We start from the raw sequence: 15,110 nt of genomic DNA, 5'->3' as shown, positions 1-15,110 counted from the left end.
ATACTAGCTCAGGTGGTAGAGCACTTGACTTTTAATCAAGTTGTCCGGGGTTCGAATCCCCGGTGTCTCATTGTTTGCGGGTATGGCGGAATTGGCAGACGCGCCAGATTTAGGTTCTGGTGGGAGACCGTGCAGGTTCAAGTCCTGTTACCCGCAGTTTACATAAGATAAAAAGACACTAGGTTACATATGACAAGGTTTGCATAAGATAAAAAACACCAGGTTTCCTCGTGAGTGCGGGGCTTCCTGGTGTTTTAATTTTGCAAAATTGTGTCGGTTTTGAATTACATATACCAAAAAAAAGCCCTTTTAAACCTAATTTCTTTTATTTTATTTCATTTTATCACTATACGTTTCTCATATTCGTTATATAATTTTCTGGGAGGTGATAATCATGAAGCATTGGAAAAGTCAAAGAGAACATTATGAAAAAGAAGAATCAGACAGTCTGGAGTCCCAATCCAGGGAAACAGGGATTCCCCCTGCCCCGTCCGGAGAGTTTGAAAACATCATGGCCGAAATGGAGCGCAGGGGAATTGAACCCAGAATCAGAGGAGAATTGAAAAGCTTAAAAAATTCTGCGAGATAAAAACTTTAAATCCTCATCTCAGAAAGCTGGGCAAATATCCGTTCCGCATCGATCCGTCCGTATCCCCATATGTTATTTGGATAATAGTCCGGGCTGTCACGCCGGGCTCCCCGGACGATCACGCGGTTGATCTGATTTCCGGTAATGGAGGTAAAATTGCCTTTGCTGTAAGACCATTCCATAACCATGGCCGCAATGCCGGCCGCATGAGACGCTGCCGCTCCTGTGCCTGTAATGGTGCCGTACTGGTTCCCAGGAAGGGCACAGGACAGCTGGTAGCCCGGAGCGCCTATATCAGGCTTGATCTGACCCAGCCGGGTATAGCCTCTGCTCGATTCAGGAATGATGGTGTCATTTAACTGGTTATAAGCCGTGACCGTAAGGGGATGCATGGCGTCTCCCTGGGCGGTTATGGTGGTGTTGGCATCGGCATTTAAGAAAAATGTCTCATTGGTCAGCAGATTTCCCGACGGCAGCCAGCTATGAAAAGAAAACGGCTCTCTCTCATCACTTGACACACGGAATTGCCAGATTCCGGGATCAGCATTCTCAAACCGCAGCAAAATGAGCTGGTCTCCTGTCTCTTCCTCAAAATTAATATTATTGACCCAGACAACGGACTGGCTTGACTGGAATACCAGCCTTTGACATGCTCCGAATAAGGGATAGATGATCTGGGAAGCCTCCCTGCCCGGTGTGGTGATCTCAATGGAAAGCCTGGAAGGCAGGTAAGGCCATATCTCCATGAAAAACTTCCTGTCATAGCTTCCCACCTTAAGCTGGAAGCTGCCCATATAAGGCGCTCTCTCAATGCGCCCGAAATAATGCCTTAAGCTGTTCCCTTCATTTCCGGCAGACACCACAATGCCGATCATAGGCTGCTGGACAAGGTAATCTAAGTACATGCCCGAAGCCCCCCGCCCGTCATGGCCCCCCTGGCTGCTGCCCATGGCAAGGCAGATGATAATGGGCCGGTTCATCCGTTTCGCCGATGTGATCAGATATCGGATTCCAAGGATAATATCCGATTCCTGATAACACAAAGCTGTTTCCGGAACGGAAAAAAGCTTCTTTAAATTATTCTTAGCCTGTTTTAATTTTACCACCATCAAATCGGCATCGGGAACCACGCCGCTGAAATCATTGGCCTCATTGGGCCTTCCCGCCGCCACGCTTGCAATGGCGGTTCCATGAAGATGCTCATCAACGGAAGGCACGATGGAAAGAGGTTCCTCAGACATGAGGGCGAAATTAATCAGTTCTCTGGTATATTCTGCTCCAAAGGTAAAGCCATGAGGCGGAACACCCCCCTCTCTCGTCTGATCCCATATGGAAATAATCCGCGTTGTCCCGTCATAGTGCATGAACGCAGGATGGAGGTAATCAATGCCTGTATCCACAATCCCTATGATAACCCCTCTTCCAAAAAGAGCGAGTTCAGGGTCTCCCTGAACAAATGGAACACCGGATTTTTCCACGCTGATGGAAGACTCTAAGGTATAGAGGGCCGGAAAGTAATGATAAGCGTTTTCCCCCAGATCACAGGCCCCCACTTCGTCCTTTCTGATATGCAGCAGAGAATGCATTTCATTGAGCACCGTTACATTGTCCTCCGTATTGTACTGCGGAACCACGGAATTACTGATGATCAGGTCATAGTACCTGTTATCCAGTATCTTTTCCATATCTCAGCCTCCTGTATGCTTAAGAGAGCATATGATACATTTTATGCAGCAGGCTTCTCATAAATCCCCAAAATAAAAAGGCGGAAAGCCCGCAAAACGGGTCTCCCACCTGATCATTATTTTTAACCCTTAATTCCCGTCGATGCAATTCCTTCCACCAGATATTTCTGCATGGTCAGGAAGATGATGAAAATAGGAACCAGGGAAAAGGTTGCCATGGAGAACATGGCGCCCCAGTCTGAGCCCGAAGACGGGTCTGAGAACATTTTTAGGGCGTAGCTGACCGGATACTTTAAGGGATCGCTCAAATAGAGCAGAGCCGCCAGAAAGTCATCCCATCTCCACATAAAGGAGAAAATAGCGCTGGTCACCAGAGACGGTTTAATGAGCGGAAGGATGATCCGGACAAATATGGAATAAATGGTGCAGCCGTCCATTCTGGCCGCCTCGTCTAAGTCCATGGGGATTCCCCTGATAAACTGCACGTTTAAGAAGATGAAAAAGCCCTGACCGAAGAACTGAGGCACAATAATGGGAAGATAGCTTCCGATCCATCCCATCTGGTTAAAGATGATATACTGGGGAATCATGATGATCTGGAACGGAAGCATCATGGCTAACAGCATACAGGCAAACCAGATATTTTTAAACTTAAAGTCAATCCGGGCAAAGCCGTATCCCACAATGGCGGAGGAAATGACCGCTCCCACAGTGGAAAGGCCTGCAATGACAAAGGAATTCTTAAAAAATATGGAAAAGCTGTAGCCTGCAAACCCCTTCCACCCTGTTATGTAGTTTTCAATGGAAAACGTCTCAGGAAAAAGAGAGGTGGCAGTCCGGAATATATCGTTGGTGTTCTTAAAGGAGCTCATCACCATCCACAAAAGGGGATAGATCATCACGAAGGCGAACAAAAAGGTGAATACGTGATAAATCGCTGTGACGGCTATTCGTTTTTCTTTATATCCTGTCTTCATACTTCATCACCCTTCCGCTTCATAATGTACCCATTTCTTCTGGGTCTTGAACAGTACCAGGGTTAAAAGGCCCACCACCAATACCATGAACCACGCCATAGCGCAGCCGTAGCCCAGCTTGTTGTAGGTAAAGGAGTTCTGGTACATGTATACGGTGTAGAACAGCGTGGTGTCCCTTGGCTTTCCCTGGGTAATGATATAGCTCTGGGTAAATGCCATAAATCCGTTGATCAACTGGTTGATCAGGTTAAAGAAAATAGTGGGCGTCAGCATGGGAAGGGTGATCTTGAAGAAACGCTGGATGCCGTTTGCACCGTCCACAGTTGCCGCCTCATAAAGGCTTATGGGGATCTGCTTTAACCCTGATAAAAAGATGAGCATGGAAGAACCAAACTGCCAGACAGCCAGAATGATCAAGGTCCACATGGCCGTATCAGGCCTTCCCAGCCATGCGATGTCCGTAGGCAGTCCGATGGCTCCCATAAGGGCATTGACCACGCCGTCACTGGCAAACATCCGCTTCCAGAGAATGGCCACAGCCACGCTGGAGCCGATGATGGACGGCAGGTAATAAACTGCCCGGTAAAAGCCTGAGAGCCGGCTGCTCTTTACAAGGAGCATAGCCACAGCAAGGGCCATAATGAGCCGGAGAGGAACCGAAAACAGAACATAATACATGGTCACGCCGAATACCTTCCAGAACTTGGGGTCAGCAGTAAACATGGTCACGTAATTTTCCAGACCTATAAAAACCGGTGCCTTTAAAATATTATATCTGGTAAATGAAAACCCTAAAGATAAAACCATCGGAACAGCCATAAAAGCCAGAAAGCCTATAATGAAGGGCAGGATAAATATATATCCTGCGACCTTCGGTGTGTTTAATATCTGAGCCAATGTTTTTTTTCTCTTGGGGGCCATTTGATTGTTCTTCATCGTATCCCCTCCAGATTGCTTTTTATTTATTTCGCCGCTTCCTCCAGAATCTTCTTGGATTCTGCAACAAACTGGTCAGCCGCTTCCTCTGCAGTTGCATCGCCGTAACGGAGCGCTTCTACCATGGTCTTTCCTAATGCTTCGATCTCACCCTTTCCCGATGGGTCCGGAACGTCAATTGGAGTTGCGATTTCGCCAACCTGGGAGATGTAATCAAAGATGCTCTGGGAAATGGCTTCTGCCTTTGGCTTGATGGCTGCGGCAACCTCTGTGTTAACCGGAATTCCTCTCTCTGCCATCAGGATTTCATTGCACTCGATGCTGTTGGTGAACCAGTCGATGAACTTGGCTGCTGCTTCCTTATTCTGGGAAGACTCTGCAACGGAAAGGAACTGGCCTGGCTTTAAGTACAGGGGCTGGGTTTTTGCATTGTTTACAGTTGGATAATAGGTGAGGCCCAATTCTCTTCCGGCTGTATTGGAAACAGCGATATACTGGTTGGAAAGAGAGAAGTCATTCCATGTGGTTCCGTCGATGATGGGCTTTGTTTCAACGATATCCATATCTTTTTCTGCAAGAAGGTCAGGAGAAACAGCAAATTCAGCCTTTGCGAATTTTTCTACCGTTTCAAAGTGCATCTTCATGGCGTCTGTCTTGCCTTCTCTGATTTCTCCGAATAAGTAAGAGCCGTTTCCTCTGGCAACCATGACCATCATGTTGATTCCGCCGTCAAATGCGGTCTTAACTCCTGTTTTCTCATAAATGGTCTTAGACACTTCATAAAGCTCATCAAAGGTCATCTGCTTGGAAAGGTCCACTCCTGCCTCTTCCACAATGGCCTTGTCATAAGTCATAACGAGAGCATTGCTTCCGATGCTTATGGCGTAGCACTTGCCGTCAATGGAACCGCTGTCGATTACGCTGTCAGGAACATTTTTGGTGTCAATAACGCCGCTGTCAATGAATTCAGAAAGGTTAGCAAGCTGTCCGCTCTGCTGGTACTGGTTTAAGTAGGAGTAGTCCATCTGAAGGATGTCCGGAAGATTTCCGCCTGCTGCCATAGCGGAGAGCTTATCCCAGTAGCCGGTCCAGTCTGTGAACTCCACCTTGATTTCCACGCCCGGATTCTGGCTCATGTATAAGTCTACCGCCTGCTTTGTCACGTCATTTCTGAGCTGGTTTCCCCACCAGGTGAAATTCAGTGTCACCTTGTCTCCCGATGCTGCTGCCGTGGTATCCGCTGACTCCGCCTTTGTAGCTGCTTCTGTCCCCGCAGTCGTTGCCGCTGTTTCTGTTTTCTGACCGCAGCCTGCTAAAGAAGCCGCCAGAAGCACTGCTGCAAGAGTTGATGCCAATAATCTTTTTTTCATGTGAATAAAACCTCCCTTTCGGTTTGTGATGGTATTATTTTATGGCAAATATGCACAACGGTAAAGTTAAAATACAGCTTTTTATGATTAAAAAAACGGCTTTCTGTGATTTTAGCCGGTTTTTCAATTTCCTTTTTTATTTCTTTGCTATATAATAGGCTGGAACGAGAAAGGGCCCATGACGATGAAAACAAAGACAGCCTGGTTTAACAACCTATCCCTTTACAAAAAAATACTGATGCTTTTCCTTCTTGCCATACTGGCGCTCTGCATCGGCTTTCTGGTCAGCATCCGGATCATGACTACCCGCTACAACGAAGAGCTGTACCGGACCAACGCAAATTCCTTAAAGCATGTGACCGCTTACTTAGAATCTGAGATGCTGGCAATCCAGACCATATCCGACAACATGATCGGTGACCAGATTCTTCAGGACAATCTTTCATTTTTAGATGAAAACCCCTGGAGCAACCGCCGGGCCCTCGCCCGCAGAGACATTTACCAGCAGCTTTATTCCTACCTTTACAGGAGTGAGTACATCACTTCCATTAATATCATCCTGCCTGACGGGACCAATATCTGCATGGGAAGCTCTGATGACATCTTAAACTTCAACCGAAAAGAGCTGGATTCCATTCTGGACAGCTTTAAAGGCAGGGCCTCATGGACCGGAGGGATTTCTCCCGGAACCGGAACGGTCTGCGCCAGACAGATTCTGAAATTGAAGTATTTAAGCCTCAGGCCTCTGGCAGAGCTTTTTATTACAGTGGATATGGACAGCATGATCGAAGACGGGCTGAAAAACTCCGGAAGCCAGGCAGAGGACTCCCGGTTCATCCTGATGGCCGGTGAAAAGAGAATCTACCCGGCAGAGGCATTTCACGAGGATTACTGTTTAAAAATCATTTCCGGCAGCGCCCGCGGGGAAGAATCCTACTCCATCGCCACACTGGATAAGAAAAAGGAATTTATCATCACAGGCCAGGGGGCCTATAAGGGCTGGAATTACATTTACTTCCGGGATTATGACCCCCTGTTTCAGAGAACCCGGCTGACGGGGCTGGAAATCCTGGTCTTCACCATCTGCACTGCTTTGGTCACCGCAGTCTGCGTCACCCTGGTTCTGCGCCACTTATTCCGTCACCTGGATTATCTCATCGAAAAAATCCAGCGCTTTGGAAGCGGGGAAGCGCCGGAGACAGAGGCAGAGGCCTACGATTACCAGAACCGCCAGGATGAAATCGGCCAGCTTCACCGAAGCTTTGACGAGATGACCCACAGCGTCAAGGTCCTCAGGGATGAAAATTACGACAAGCAGCTTCTGGTGAGGGATTCTGCCATTAAGATGCTCCAGCAGCAGATCAATCCTCACTTTTTATACAACACCTTGGAAACCATCAACTGGATGGCGCAAAAATACGGGGCCGAGGACATCTCCACCATGGTCCGCTCTCTTGCCAGCCTGTTTCGGGCCTCCATCGCCGGGCAGGAGGACATCATCCCCCTTGGGGAAGAGTTAAAGGTGCTGGACGATTATATATTGATACAGGAAGTGCGGTTTAAGGACAGGCTCTGCTTTGAGCTGGAGGTGCCGGAGAATATCTCCAATATTTTCATCCCAAAGCTGTCCATTCAGCCTCTGGTGGAAAACGCTTTAAAACACGCCATGGAAGACTCTGATGAAATGTGCACCATCAAAGTCACCGTAAAGGAGCTGGAAGACCATTACGAAATCCGTGTGGCAAATACCGGGTCCCGGTTCGAGCCCGACCTCCTGCAAAAAATCCGGGAGAAGGAAATCACGCCCCAGGGGTCCGGCGTGGGCCTTGAAAACATCAACTCCAGGCTGGGGCTGCTCTACGGGGAAGAATATGGCCTGCATTTTTACAACGAAAACCAAATGGCAGTCGTTTTGCTGACCATACCGAAAGAAAAGGAGGTTTCCCATGCTCAGACTGCTGATCGTCGATGACGAGCAGATCATAAGAGAGTCCATTTCCCAGATGATCGACTACGGGGCCATAGGCTATGAAGTGATTGGCACCGCAAAAAACGGCATGGAGGCCTACGACATCATCTGTGACGACTATCCCGATGTGGTGATCACGGATATCCGGATGCCCATCTTAAACGGTCTGGATTTAATTGAACGCTCCATGAAGCTGGATTCCCGGATCACCTTTATTCTGCTTTCCGGCTACAATGAGTTCGAATACGCAAAACAGGCCATGCGGTACGGAGTCCGCCACTATCTGTTAAAGCCAACGGATAAAAACGAACTGATCGAATCCCTGACCACCATCAGACAGGAGCGGCTTTTAGAGGACGACGCGAGAAAGGTCCAGCAGCAGAAATTTTTAAGGAGCCTTCACACGCCTTTAGAGCAAAGCTTTATCATGGAGGCCCTGGAGCGCCAGGATTCCTTTCCCTCTGTATTTCAAAAATACCGGGAGCTTCTCGTCCTGCCCGCCGGATGCCGCTGCGCCTGCATCTGTTCCTTTGTGGAGGAAAATCACTTAAAGCAGTTTATGAATGATATGAGAAAGGTTTTAGAGGCCTTTAAAATCCCTCTCCAGTTTTCCGTCATCTATGTAAAAAATACAGTGGTCCTCATATTTCCCGTTTCCACCCTGGCGGTTCAGGAGCAGATTGAAGAAGCTGTCACCGCTTTTCAGTATCCCGGCCAGCCCGTATCCTTTGAGGCCGATTTCCTTTGCAGGGAAAACGGGGAAAAGCTGTTTCAGGATATCATTCATAAGATTTCCCGGTTTGAGCGGATTCTCCTCATCAGCGAAACAGGGGAAAGCCATGAGATCAGAAACCACATCGCTTCTCCCTGGATGGTCCGCCGGTTAGAGGATTCCATCAGCTCTGCAGCCGATACCAGCCAGGCCTCTGCGCTACTCCAGTCTGTTTTTATGGATTCCATGCCCCTTTCTTCGGCCAGGAACTTAGCCTTAAGCCTGTTCCTCCAGGGTGGGCTGGTGCAGGAGAAGCTGAGCACCGACGCTGCCTGCGATTTTTTCCGGAGGGTCTATTCCTGTGACAGAGTTTCAGGCCTTCGAAAGCTTTTAGAGACCGCCATCCTTCCCAGGGAGGAATCCGGCAGCCAAAAAGCCGTTTCCAACATCTCCCTTTTAAAATCCTACATCAGCCAGCACCTGGATTCGGAAAACCTTTCCTTAAAGTGGCTGGCAGAAAATTATCTCTTTGTGAGCGTGGGATATTTGAGCAAGCAGTTCATCAAAGAAGAGGGGATGCGGTTTTCCGATTACCTCAACAAGGAACGGATGGAGGAAGCCATACGGCTTATGGCATTTTACCGCAATGACAACATCAAGCTCATCGCCCGTCAGGTGGGCTTTGGCAGCAATCCCCAATACTTCAGTCAGGTGTTTAAACGGTATACCGGCCTTCCGCCCACCGAATATATGGAACAGTTGAAAAAATAAGCTTAATGCATAGAAAAGGAGAAGAATCATGATATCAAACCAACTACTGCTCGAAAAGATCCACCTGGTTGTGGACAAACTGATGAATCTTGGAGGCTGTGATTCCGATAAGGACAAGACAGCCAGCAGTGCAGACACCAGCAAGGGGTTCATCCAAAGGGACTTTGGCATCGAGGAATGGGACTGGCCTCAGGGCGTGGGCCTTTACGGCCTGTACAAGCTTCAGGAGTTCTACGGCGATGGCAGGTATCTTCCCTTTTTCAGCAAATGGTACAGGGGCCACCGGGAAAACGGCCTCCCTTCCAAAAACATCAACACCACCGCCCCCTTCCTCCCCTTATCCTTCCTGTATGAAAGCCTGGACAGCCGGGAGGAGTATTACGGCCTCTGTGTAAAAAGGGCCCAGTGGCTCATCAATGAACTTCCAAAAACCGAGGACAAGGGCTTTCAGCATGTGACAAGCGCCATCGGAAACCGGGATGGGGTGAGCTTAAACGAAGGGCAGCTCTGGGTGGACACCTTATTCATGGCAGTCCTCTTCTTAAACAAAATGGGACAGAAAACAGACAATGAGGTCTGGAAAAATGAAGCCCTCCATCAGTTCCTGGTCCACATCAAATACTTATTTGACAGGCATACAGGACTGTTTCACCATGGCTTCCGGTTTGACGGAAGGGATAATTTCGGAGGCATCTTCTGGTGCAGGGGCAACTCCTGGTTCACTTACGGGGTGATGGAATACATAGACACCTGCGGGGACCAGTTAAATCCGGGAGTGAGGGATTATCTGATTGATACCTTCAAGTCCCAGGCAGCCGCCCTTTTAAAGCTTCAATCCCCTTCCGGACTCTGGCATACCGTTCTCACCGATCCTTCCAGCTACGAGGAAGTGTCAGGCTCTGCCGCCATTGCCGCAGGACTGCTGCGGGGCGTAAAGGCCAAGGTTCTGGATGAGACTTATGAAGCTGCGGCAGAAAAGGCCATTGAAGCCATCTGCGCCAATATTTCCGAGGATGGAACCGTTCTGGGCGTGTCCGCAGGAACCGGAATCGGGATGGATTCGGAACACTATAAAAATATCGCCATCATGCCCATGGCCTACGGACAGGCTCTGGCCCTGACCGCCCTTTGCGAGGCTCTTAAGTAAGAGGGAAAAGCTCAACGCTCTTAACATTTTTTAAGATTATGCTTACTATTCATTAAGAATAGCACGATATAATTAAAGCAATTGTTTATTCTATTCAGATATTTAAATGTTGGGAGATCGCTATGGAAATCATCAAACTTCTGTTGACACTGGCCGCTGCATTTTTAGCCGGATCAGCCTTTTTACGCATGAAAGTCCCCGGCGGAATGCTGGTGGGCGGCATCGTAGGCTCTGCTGCTTTGGGCATCATCTTTCAAGCCTCCTATGTTCCTGGGGCGGGCAAGGTGTTTGCCCAGATCGTTGCAGGGGCATTTATCGGCTCCGGTGTGAAGAAAAGTGAGTTAAAGCAGATTCCCCGCATCCTGCGCCCTGCCGTCCTGCTTCTCAGCTTTTATATGGCTGCCAACATCGGCATGGGACTTTTGATACACGCAGCAAGCCCGGTGGACATTGTTACGGCATTTTTCAGCGCAGTTCCGGGAGGAATCAGCGATATTCCCATCATTGCGGCTGATATGGGAGCCAATGCGCCCCAGGTAGCTGCCCTGCAGTTTGTCCGTCTGGTCATCGGAATCGGAATATTTCCCGGCATGATCAACCGATTCTGCAAAAAGGAAGAGCCTGTCTCCAAAACAGAAGAGGACACTGTTTCAAAATCCCAGACAGCCGGTTCCGGGGAAGAGAAAAAGCCTTACCACGCCCTGATCACCTTTCTCATCGCCTCCATCTGCGGAGTTGTGGGAAAGATGAGCGGCATCCCTGCCGGAACCCTGGTCTTTTCCCTGGTCAGCGTCATCGCTTTAAAGATTTTCTGGGGCAAGGCCTATCTGCCTGCCGGTGTCAAACGGTTTGCCCAGTTGGTGTCAGGAGCCTACATCGGCTGTTCCTTAGGCTGGAAGGACTTGCTGGAGCTGCGGTATCTGGCTGTTCCTGCGATCATCCTCATACTTGGATACTCAGCCTTCTGCTTTCTCATGGGAGAGATTTTAAAACGGTTTTGCGGGATGTCCAGAAAGGAAGCCATGCTGGCCGCCACTCCGGCAGGAGCCAGCGACATGGCCCTGATATCTTCCGATATCGGAGTTCAAAGCACGGATTTGGTCCTGCTTCAGGTGCTGCGGCTCATCATTGTCACAGCGATTTTCCCTCAGGTACTCCATCTGATCCTGTTCACTTTATAAAAAAAGACAGTCACAAAAGATTTTTCATCTCTCCTGTGACTGTCTTTTTTATATGCAGGTCAGCCTTTGACCAGGCCTCCCAGAAAATCATTTCCGAAAATTCTCATTCTTCCCGGCTTTGGAATTGCTTCAAAAAGCTCCGGATACTGCTCTCCCAGCTTTAAGGCATTGTCATCAATGTCCAGCAAATGGCGGCTGGCCTGGTGAATCAGCATTTCCTTATCTCTTTTCTTAATGGATTCCAGCATCTCCTTGTGATCTTCCACCACATTCCGCTGATGGGTTTCATCCACGCAGATGAGCTGGCGCAGGCGCTGGTAGTTGCCCGCAGCTCCCCAGATCAAATCGGCGCAATACTGCTTTTCACAGACTGCAAAGAAATACTGGTGGAACTCATCATCAAGGGCCAGAAAATCACGCACATCCTGTTTTCCAATGGCGCTTTCCTGCTGCTCGATCAGGCTCTTTAAATCTGTCATATTCCGCCTCGTATACCGCTCCAGGAATTCCTTTAATATATTGATCTCAACGCTGTAGCGTATATACTGCTCCTTCTGAGCCTTTTCCAGATTGATTCTGGAAATCATGATTCCCTTTTGAGGCAGGGTGGTGATAAGGCCCTGCTGTTCCAGGCGGATCAAGGCATCCCGCACCGGGGAACGGCTTACATTCATTTCCTCCGCAAGATCATTGATGGTGACAATGACTCCCGGCTGAATTCTCATCTCTATGATGCTGCTTCCAAGTTCGCTGTAAATGTTATCTGCGGCTGTTTTCTTCTCTGGTTTCTTCAGCAACGGATGCTCCTCCCTTATACACATTTCTTCTGTATTAGTGGATTAATATATCACAGTTTCACAAAGAAGTCAAACGATATTTCTCAGCGTCCGATGAGGAAATATCCAATCAGAAGATTGACTGCAAAAATCACCCAGGACCAGGGGAAATTCGTACGGATATAGGCTTTTGCCTCCATCTTGGCATAGCTGATTCCCCACATGCTCCAGGACTGGGTCGGGCAGGAGTTTGCCACGATAGCAACCGGAGGAACCAGGAAGAGAATGAACAGGAACGGGTCTGTAAAGAATCCTGTCGCCTGAAGGATTGCCAGGGTTGCGGCTCCTGAACCGAATACCATAAGAGGTCCGCGGAACAAACCGAGAGGCGCTGCAATGATGAAGATGATGACGATAACCAGGGCAGCCTGAGGAATCACGCCTCCCAGCAGCTCGCTGAGGATGGGGGATACCTGCTTTGCAGCGGTGCTGAAGATATTGACGCCGTAAAGCATACCGATCAGAAGTCCTACGTCTGCGATTCCGTCGTATAAGGTCTTTTGCACCTTTTCAATGGCCATCTTATACGTTGCCATATTGCCTGTTAAAAGCAGTCCCAAAAAGATTCCGAGGAGGAAGGAGGGAACCGGCTTCCATTTAAAAATTGCTACCATAAAGATCGGAAGGAAAGGAATGATGGCTGCGATTCCGGGAATGGGTTTTGTCACAGGAGCTGCAGGAGTAGCCGCCCATGCCCTGCTCCTTTTTCCCTTGGAATAATGGAACACGATGAATATGAGCATAAATACTACGTGAACAACGGTTGCTGCAATTCCAAAACGGATATAAACATTGTCATAAGCCATGGAAGGGAACAGAGCCAGAAGCTGGTTCACATATCCGATGTTTAAGTACATGCCCGCTGCAACGGACATCAGGTAAGAGCCGACTGCAACGTGCTTTTCCACGTTGAGGGAAAACAGGATGGGAAGCACGATCATACCGATTGCCATAACAGAGCCTACGCCAAATGCGCTGGTAAAAATAAGGGTGCAGACAATGGATACCATAAGAGTGGTGACCAGAGGCTTATCGCCTGCAAGCTCCACAGTTTTCTTGATGATAAAGCCTGCAATACCCGTATCCACGATAACCCGGCCGAACCAGCTTCCGAATACGATGATGGCAATGGTGGGACCGTAATTTTCCACTGATGCCTGGAAAACCGTATCCACAACGGTGCGGTACGGCACACGGCCGATGATAGACCAAACGAGAGCCATGAAAATAAAGCCTACCAGAAGATTGCCGCCCCTCATGCAATATACGATAAGGCCTGCAAAGGATACGAGCAGAAGAATGCCCGCAATAATAATGTAGAGACTCATATAATTCCTCCTTTTTTTATGTTGCTTTCCATATGGATTTACCTGCACAATCCGTCGCTCTGTTATCCCAAATGTGCGCAACTAATATATTACACACATTAGTATACCAGTATATATTCAGATGTCCACTGTTAATTTAAACGAAAAAGCAATTATCATTTTATACATTTTAACTAAAATTTTTATTCTTTTTTTATTCTTTTTATTGGAATTCTATTCTTTTTTCCTGCCAGCTCCATCATTTCCTCATACAAGCCGCTGGCTTCCTCTGGCGAATAGCCGTATACCAAAAACACATCCATTAAATAGGGAGAATAACTGATTCCCATGATTTCCTGGGCAAAGCCCATGGCTGCGATCTCGCCCAGGGCGATGATATTGGAATCGTTGTGGAGAAATCCCAGGGACCACAGCCTGATCTTTTCGGTTTTCGTAAATATCTCCTCATGGTACTGCTCTTCCATACAGTGAAACAGCTCATGGGACAGAAGGAGCCCGCTGACATCCAGCTCCTTCGTGAGAACTTCCGAAACTCCAGGCCTTTCAAACAGCTTTTGTGCCTTTTTCACCGCATCCATGTAAATACAGATTTTATTAGGCACACGGAACTCCGCAAAGAGCACCCGGTCCGTCTTTTCCGGAAATTCAGGGAAAGAGACATCCATGCCCATGCACTCAGCCAGCCGTTCAGGGTCTCTGGTACGGTATTTACCGCATATTTTCTCAGCGTACTCCCTGCCGCAGGCCAGGGCCTTTTCCATCCACCCCCTGCGCTGTTCATCTGTAAACTTTCCGTTTAAGGGCTCTCTGGAAAATGCATATCCATACCATTCCTCCGGCCTGATCTCGGCTAAGTCTGCCAGCATATCCCCTAAGGGGCGCACATCAAAGTGTGGGCGTTCATATACTCTTCTCCCCTGCTTTCCGAAAAGTCCGTCTGCAATGGGCTTTAAAGCTGTTTGAAGTTCTTCTTTTTTCATGATAGCTTAAATCTCCCTATGGGATGCGATGATCAGGATATCCTCATCCGGTTCCCTGTCTCCTAAATCCAGATTCATAAGAAGCAGTACCTGCTCTAAGTCAATGGCACTGTAATCCGTCACCCTCGGTCCAAAGCATACGAAGAAGTCAGGGCGGAGAACGGAGTCTGTCTTAAATACGGCGTTTTCCTTCCAAAGCTTTTCCACCACCTCTTCATAATCCTTTGCCTTGCATTTTTCTACGGCACCGTCTGAACACTGCACCTTAATAAAGCCCTTGGTATCCACGATCCGAAGAGGTGTCTTTCCATCCTTTTCGCCCCTGTATACATAGAACTTTTCTGTCTGCTCTGCCAGTTTCGCGTTAGAAACTTTAGGACCAAAGTCTTCTAAAGCCAACTGATACGCCTCCGGCTCTTCACAGGCCTTTAATAAATCCGTGGTCTTTACTTCTGTGGAGCCGGTTGCAATGGCTGTTACCTTACCGGTCTGGTTGTCGATCTCGATGTGAATTTCAATGGTATCCGGGGAAGCTCCTGAGCTGACTGCCAAGTCTGCCGCCTCTTTTTTCAGCTCCCTGATGTCTTCCTGAGAAGGATTTGGGATAACACGCTCTACCACGTCACGAA

At 48.4% G+C, this 15,110-nt stretch carries 12 protein-coding genes, 1 tRNA gene and 1 pseudogene; 6 read left to right on the top strand and 8 right to left on the bottom strand.

The genetic code is table 11. The annotated features are described in order from the left end of the window. The first annotated feature begins 76 nt into the window (after positions 1 to 76). Both QM657_RS19535 and QM657_RS19530 read left to right on the top strand, forming a co-directional pair. A tRNA-Leu gene (locus QM657_RS19535) sits at positions 77 to 156 on the top strand. A gap of 238 nt (positions 157 to 394) precedes the next feature. Next, positions 395 to 589 (top strand): hypothetical protein, encoded by a 195-nt coding sequence (locus QM657_RS19530; RefSeq protein ID WP_415068377.1) that lies wholly within the window; start codon positions 395 to 397, stop codon positions 587 to 589. Between the two features lie 5 nt (positions 590 to 594). On the opposite strand, the gene QM657_RS19525 is transcribed toward QM657_RS19530, so the two are convergent. The 4 genes from QM657_RS19525 to QM657_RS19510 form a co-directional block, all read right to left on the bottom strand. Next, positions 595 to 2,274 (bottom strand): S8 family peptidase, encoded by a 1,680-nt coding sequence (locus QM657_RS19525; protein WP_415068376.1) that lies wholly within the window; start codon positions 2,272 to 2,274, stop codon positions 595 to 597. A gap of 122 nt (positions 2,275 to 2,396) precedes the next feature. Beyond that, positions 2,397 to 3,251 (bottom strand): carbohydrate ABC transporter permease, encoded by an 855-nt coding sequence (locus QM657_RS19520; RefSeq protein ID WP_415068375.1) that lies wholly within the window; start codon positions 3,249 to 3,251, stop codon positions 2,397 to 2,399. Between the two features lie 6 nt (positions 3,252 to 3,257). After that, positions 3,258 to 4,187 (bottom strand): carbohydrate ABC transporter permease, encoded by a 930-nt coding sequence (locus QM657_RS19515; protein ID WP_415068374.1) that lies wholly within the window; start codon positions 4,185 to 4,187, stop codon positions 3,258 to 3,260. A 26-nt stretch (positions 4,188 to 4,213) separates the two neighbouring features. Further along, entirely contained in the window at positions 4,214 to 5,557 is a 1,344-nt protein-coding gene (locus QM657_RS19510) for an ABC transporter substrate-binding protein (protein WP_415068373.1), read from the bottom strand. A 184-nt stretch (positions 5,558 to 5,741) separates the two neighbouring features. Here QM657_RS19510 and QM657_RS19505 point away from each other — a divergent pair, with 184 nt between their 5' ends. The 4 genes from QM657_RS19505 (at position 5,742) to QM657_RS19490 (ending at position 11,337) form a co-directional block, all read left to right on the top strand. Further along, entirely contained in the window at positions 5,742 to 7,529 is a 1,788-nt protein-coding gene (locus tag QM657_RS19505) for a sensor histidine kinase (RefSeq protein ID WP_415068372.1), read from the top strand. Further along, the gene (locus QM657_RS19500) at positions 7,504 to 9,009 is read left to right on the top strand and encodes a response regulator transcription factor (protein ID WP_415068371.1); all 1,506 of its coding nucleotides are present in this window, start codon (positions 7,504 to 7,506) and stop codon (positions 9,007 to 9,009) included. The genes QM657_RS19505 and QM657_RS19500 overlap by 26 nt, the downstream gene beginning before the upstream one ends. 28 nt (positions 9,010 to 9,037) lie before the next feature. After that, the gene (locus QM657_RS19495; RefSeq protein ID WP_415068370.1) at positions 9,038 to 10,156 is read left to right on the top strand and encodes a glycoside hydrolase family 88/105 protein; all 1,119 of its coding nucleotides are present in this window, start codon (positions 9,038 to 9,040) and stop codon (positions 10,154 to 10,156) included. A gap of 122 nt (positions 10,157 to 10,278) precedes the next feature. Beyond that, positions 10,279 to 11,337: an AbrB family transcriptional regulator gene (locus QM657_RS19490; RefSeq protein WP_415068369.1), complete on the top strand. Its 1,059-nt coding sequence runs from the start codon at positions 10,279 to 10,281 to the stop codon at positions 11,335 to 11,337. Positions 11,338 to 11,396: 59 nt separating this feature from the next. Here the strand turns inward: QM657_RS19490 and QM657_RS19485 are convergent, their stop codons facing one another. From QM657_RS19485 to QM657_RS19470, 4 genes and pseudogenes are all read right to left on the bottom strand, one after another. Then, positions 11,397 to 12,134, bottom strand: a complete 738-nt coding sequence (locus tag QM657_RS19485; RefSeq protein WP_415068368.1) for a GntR family transcriptional regulator — start codon at positions 12,132 to 12,134, stop codon at positions 11,397 to 11,399. 83 nt (positions 12,135 to 12,217) lie between these two features. Beyond that, on the bottom strand, positions 12,218 to 13,501 hold the full coding sequence (locus QM657_RS19480) for a citrate transporter (protein WP_415068367.1): 1,284 nt from the start codon (positions 13,499 to 13,501) through the stop codon (positions 12,218 to 12,220). 182 nt (positions 13,502 to 13,683) lie between these two features. Beyond that, positions 13,684 to 14,481 carry a hypothetical protein gene (locus tag QM657_RS19475; RefSeq protein WP_415068366.1) on the bottom strand — a complete coding sequence of 266 codons (798 nt, stop codon included), beginning with the start codon at positions 14,479 to 14,481 and terminating at the stop codon, positions 13,684 to 13,686. A 6-nt stretch (positions 14,482 to 14,487) separates the two neighbouring features. Continuing rightward, a pseudogene (locus QM657_RS19470) lies at positions 14,488 to 15,110 on the bottom strand (hydantoinase/oxoprolinase family protein); the annotation flags it as partial.

It is taken from the genome of Lacrimispora sp., assembly GCF_047605665.1.
In the GTDB taxonomy this organism is placed as follows: Bacteria; Bacillota; Clostridia; order Lachnospirales; family Lachnospiraceae; genus Lacrimispora.
This window is presented reverse-complemented; position numbering and strand designations above follow the sequence as displayed.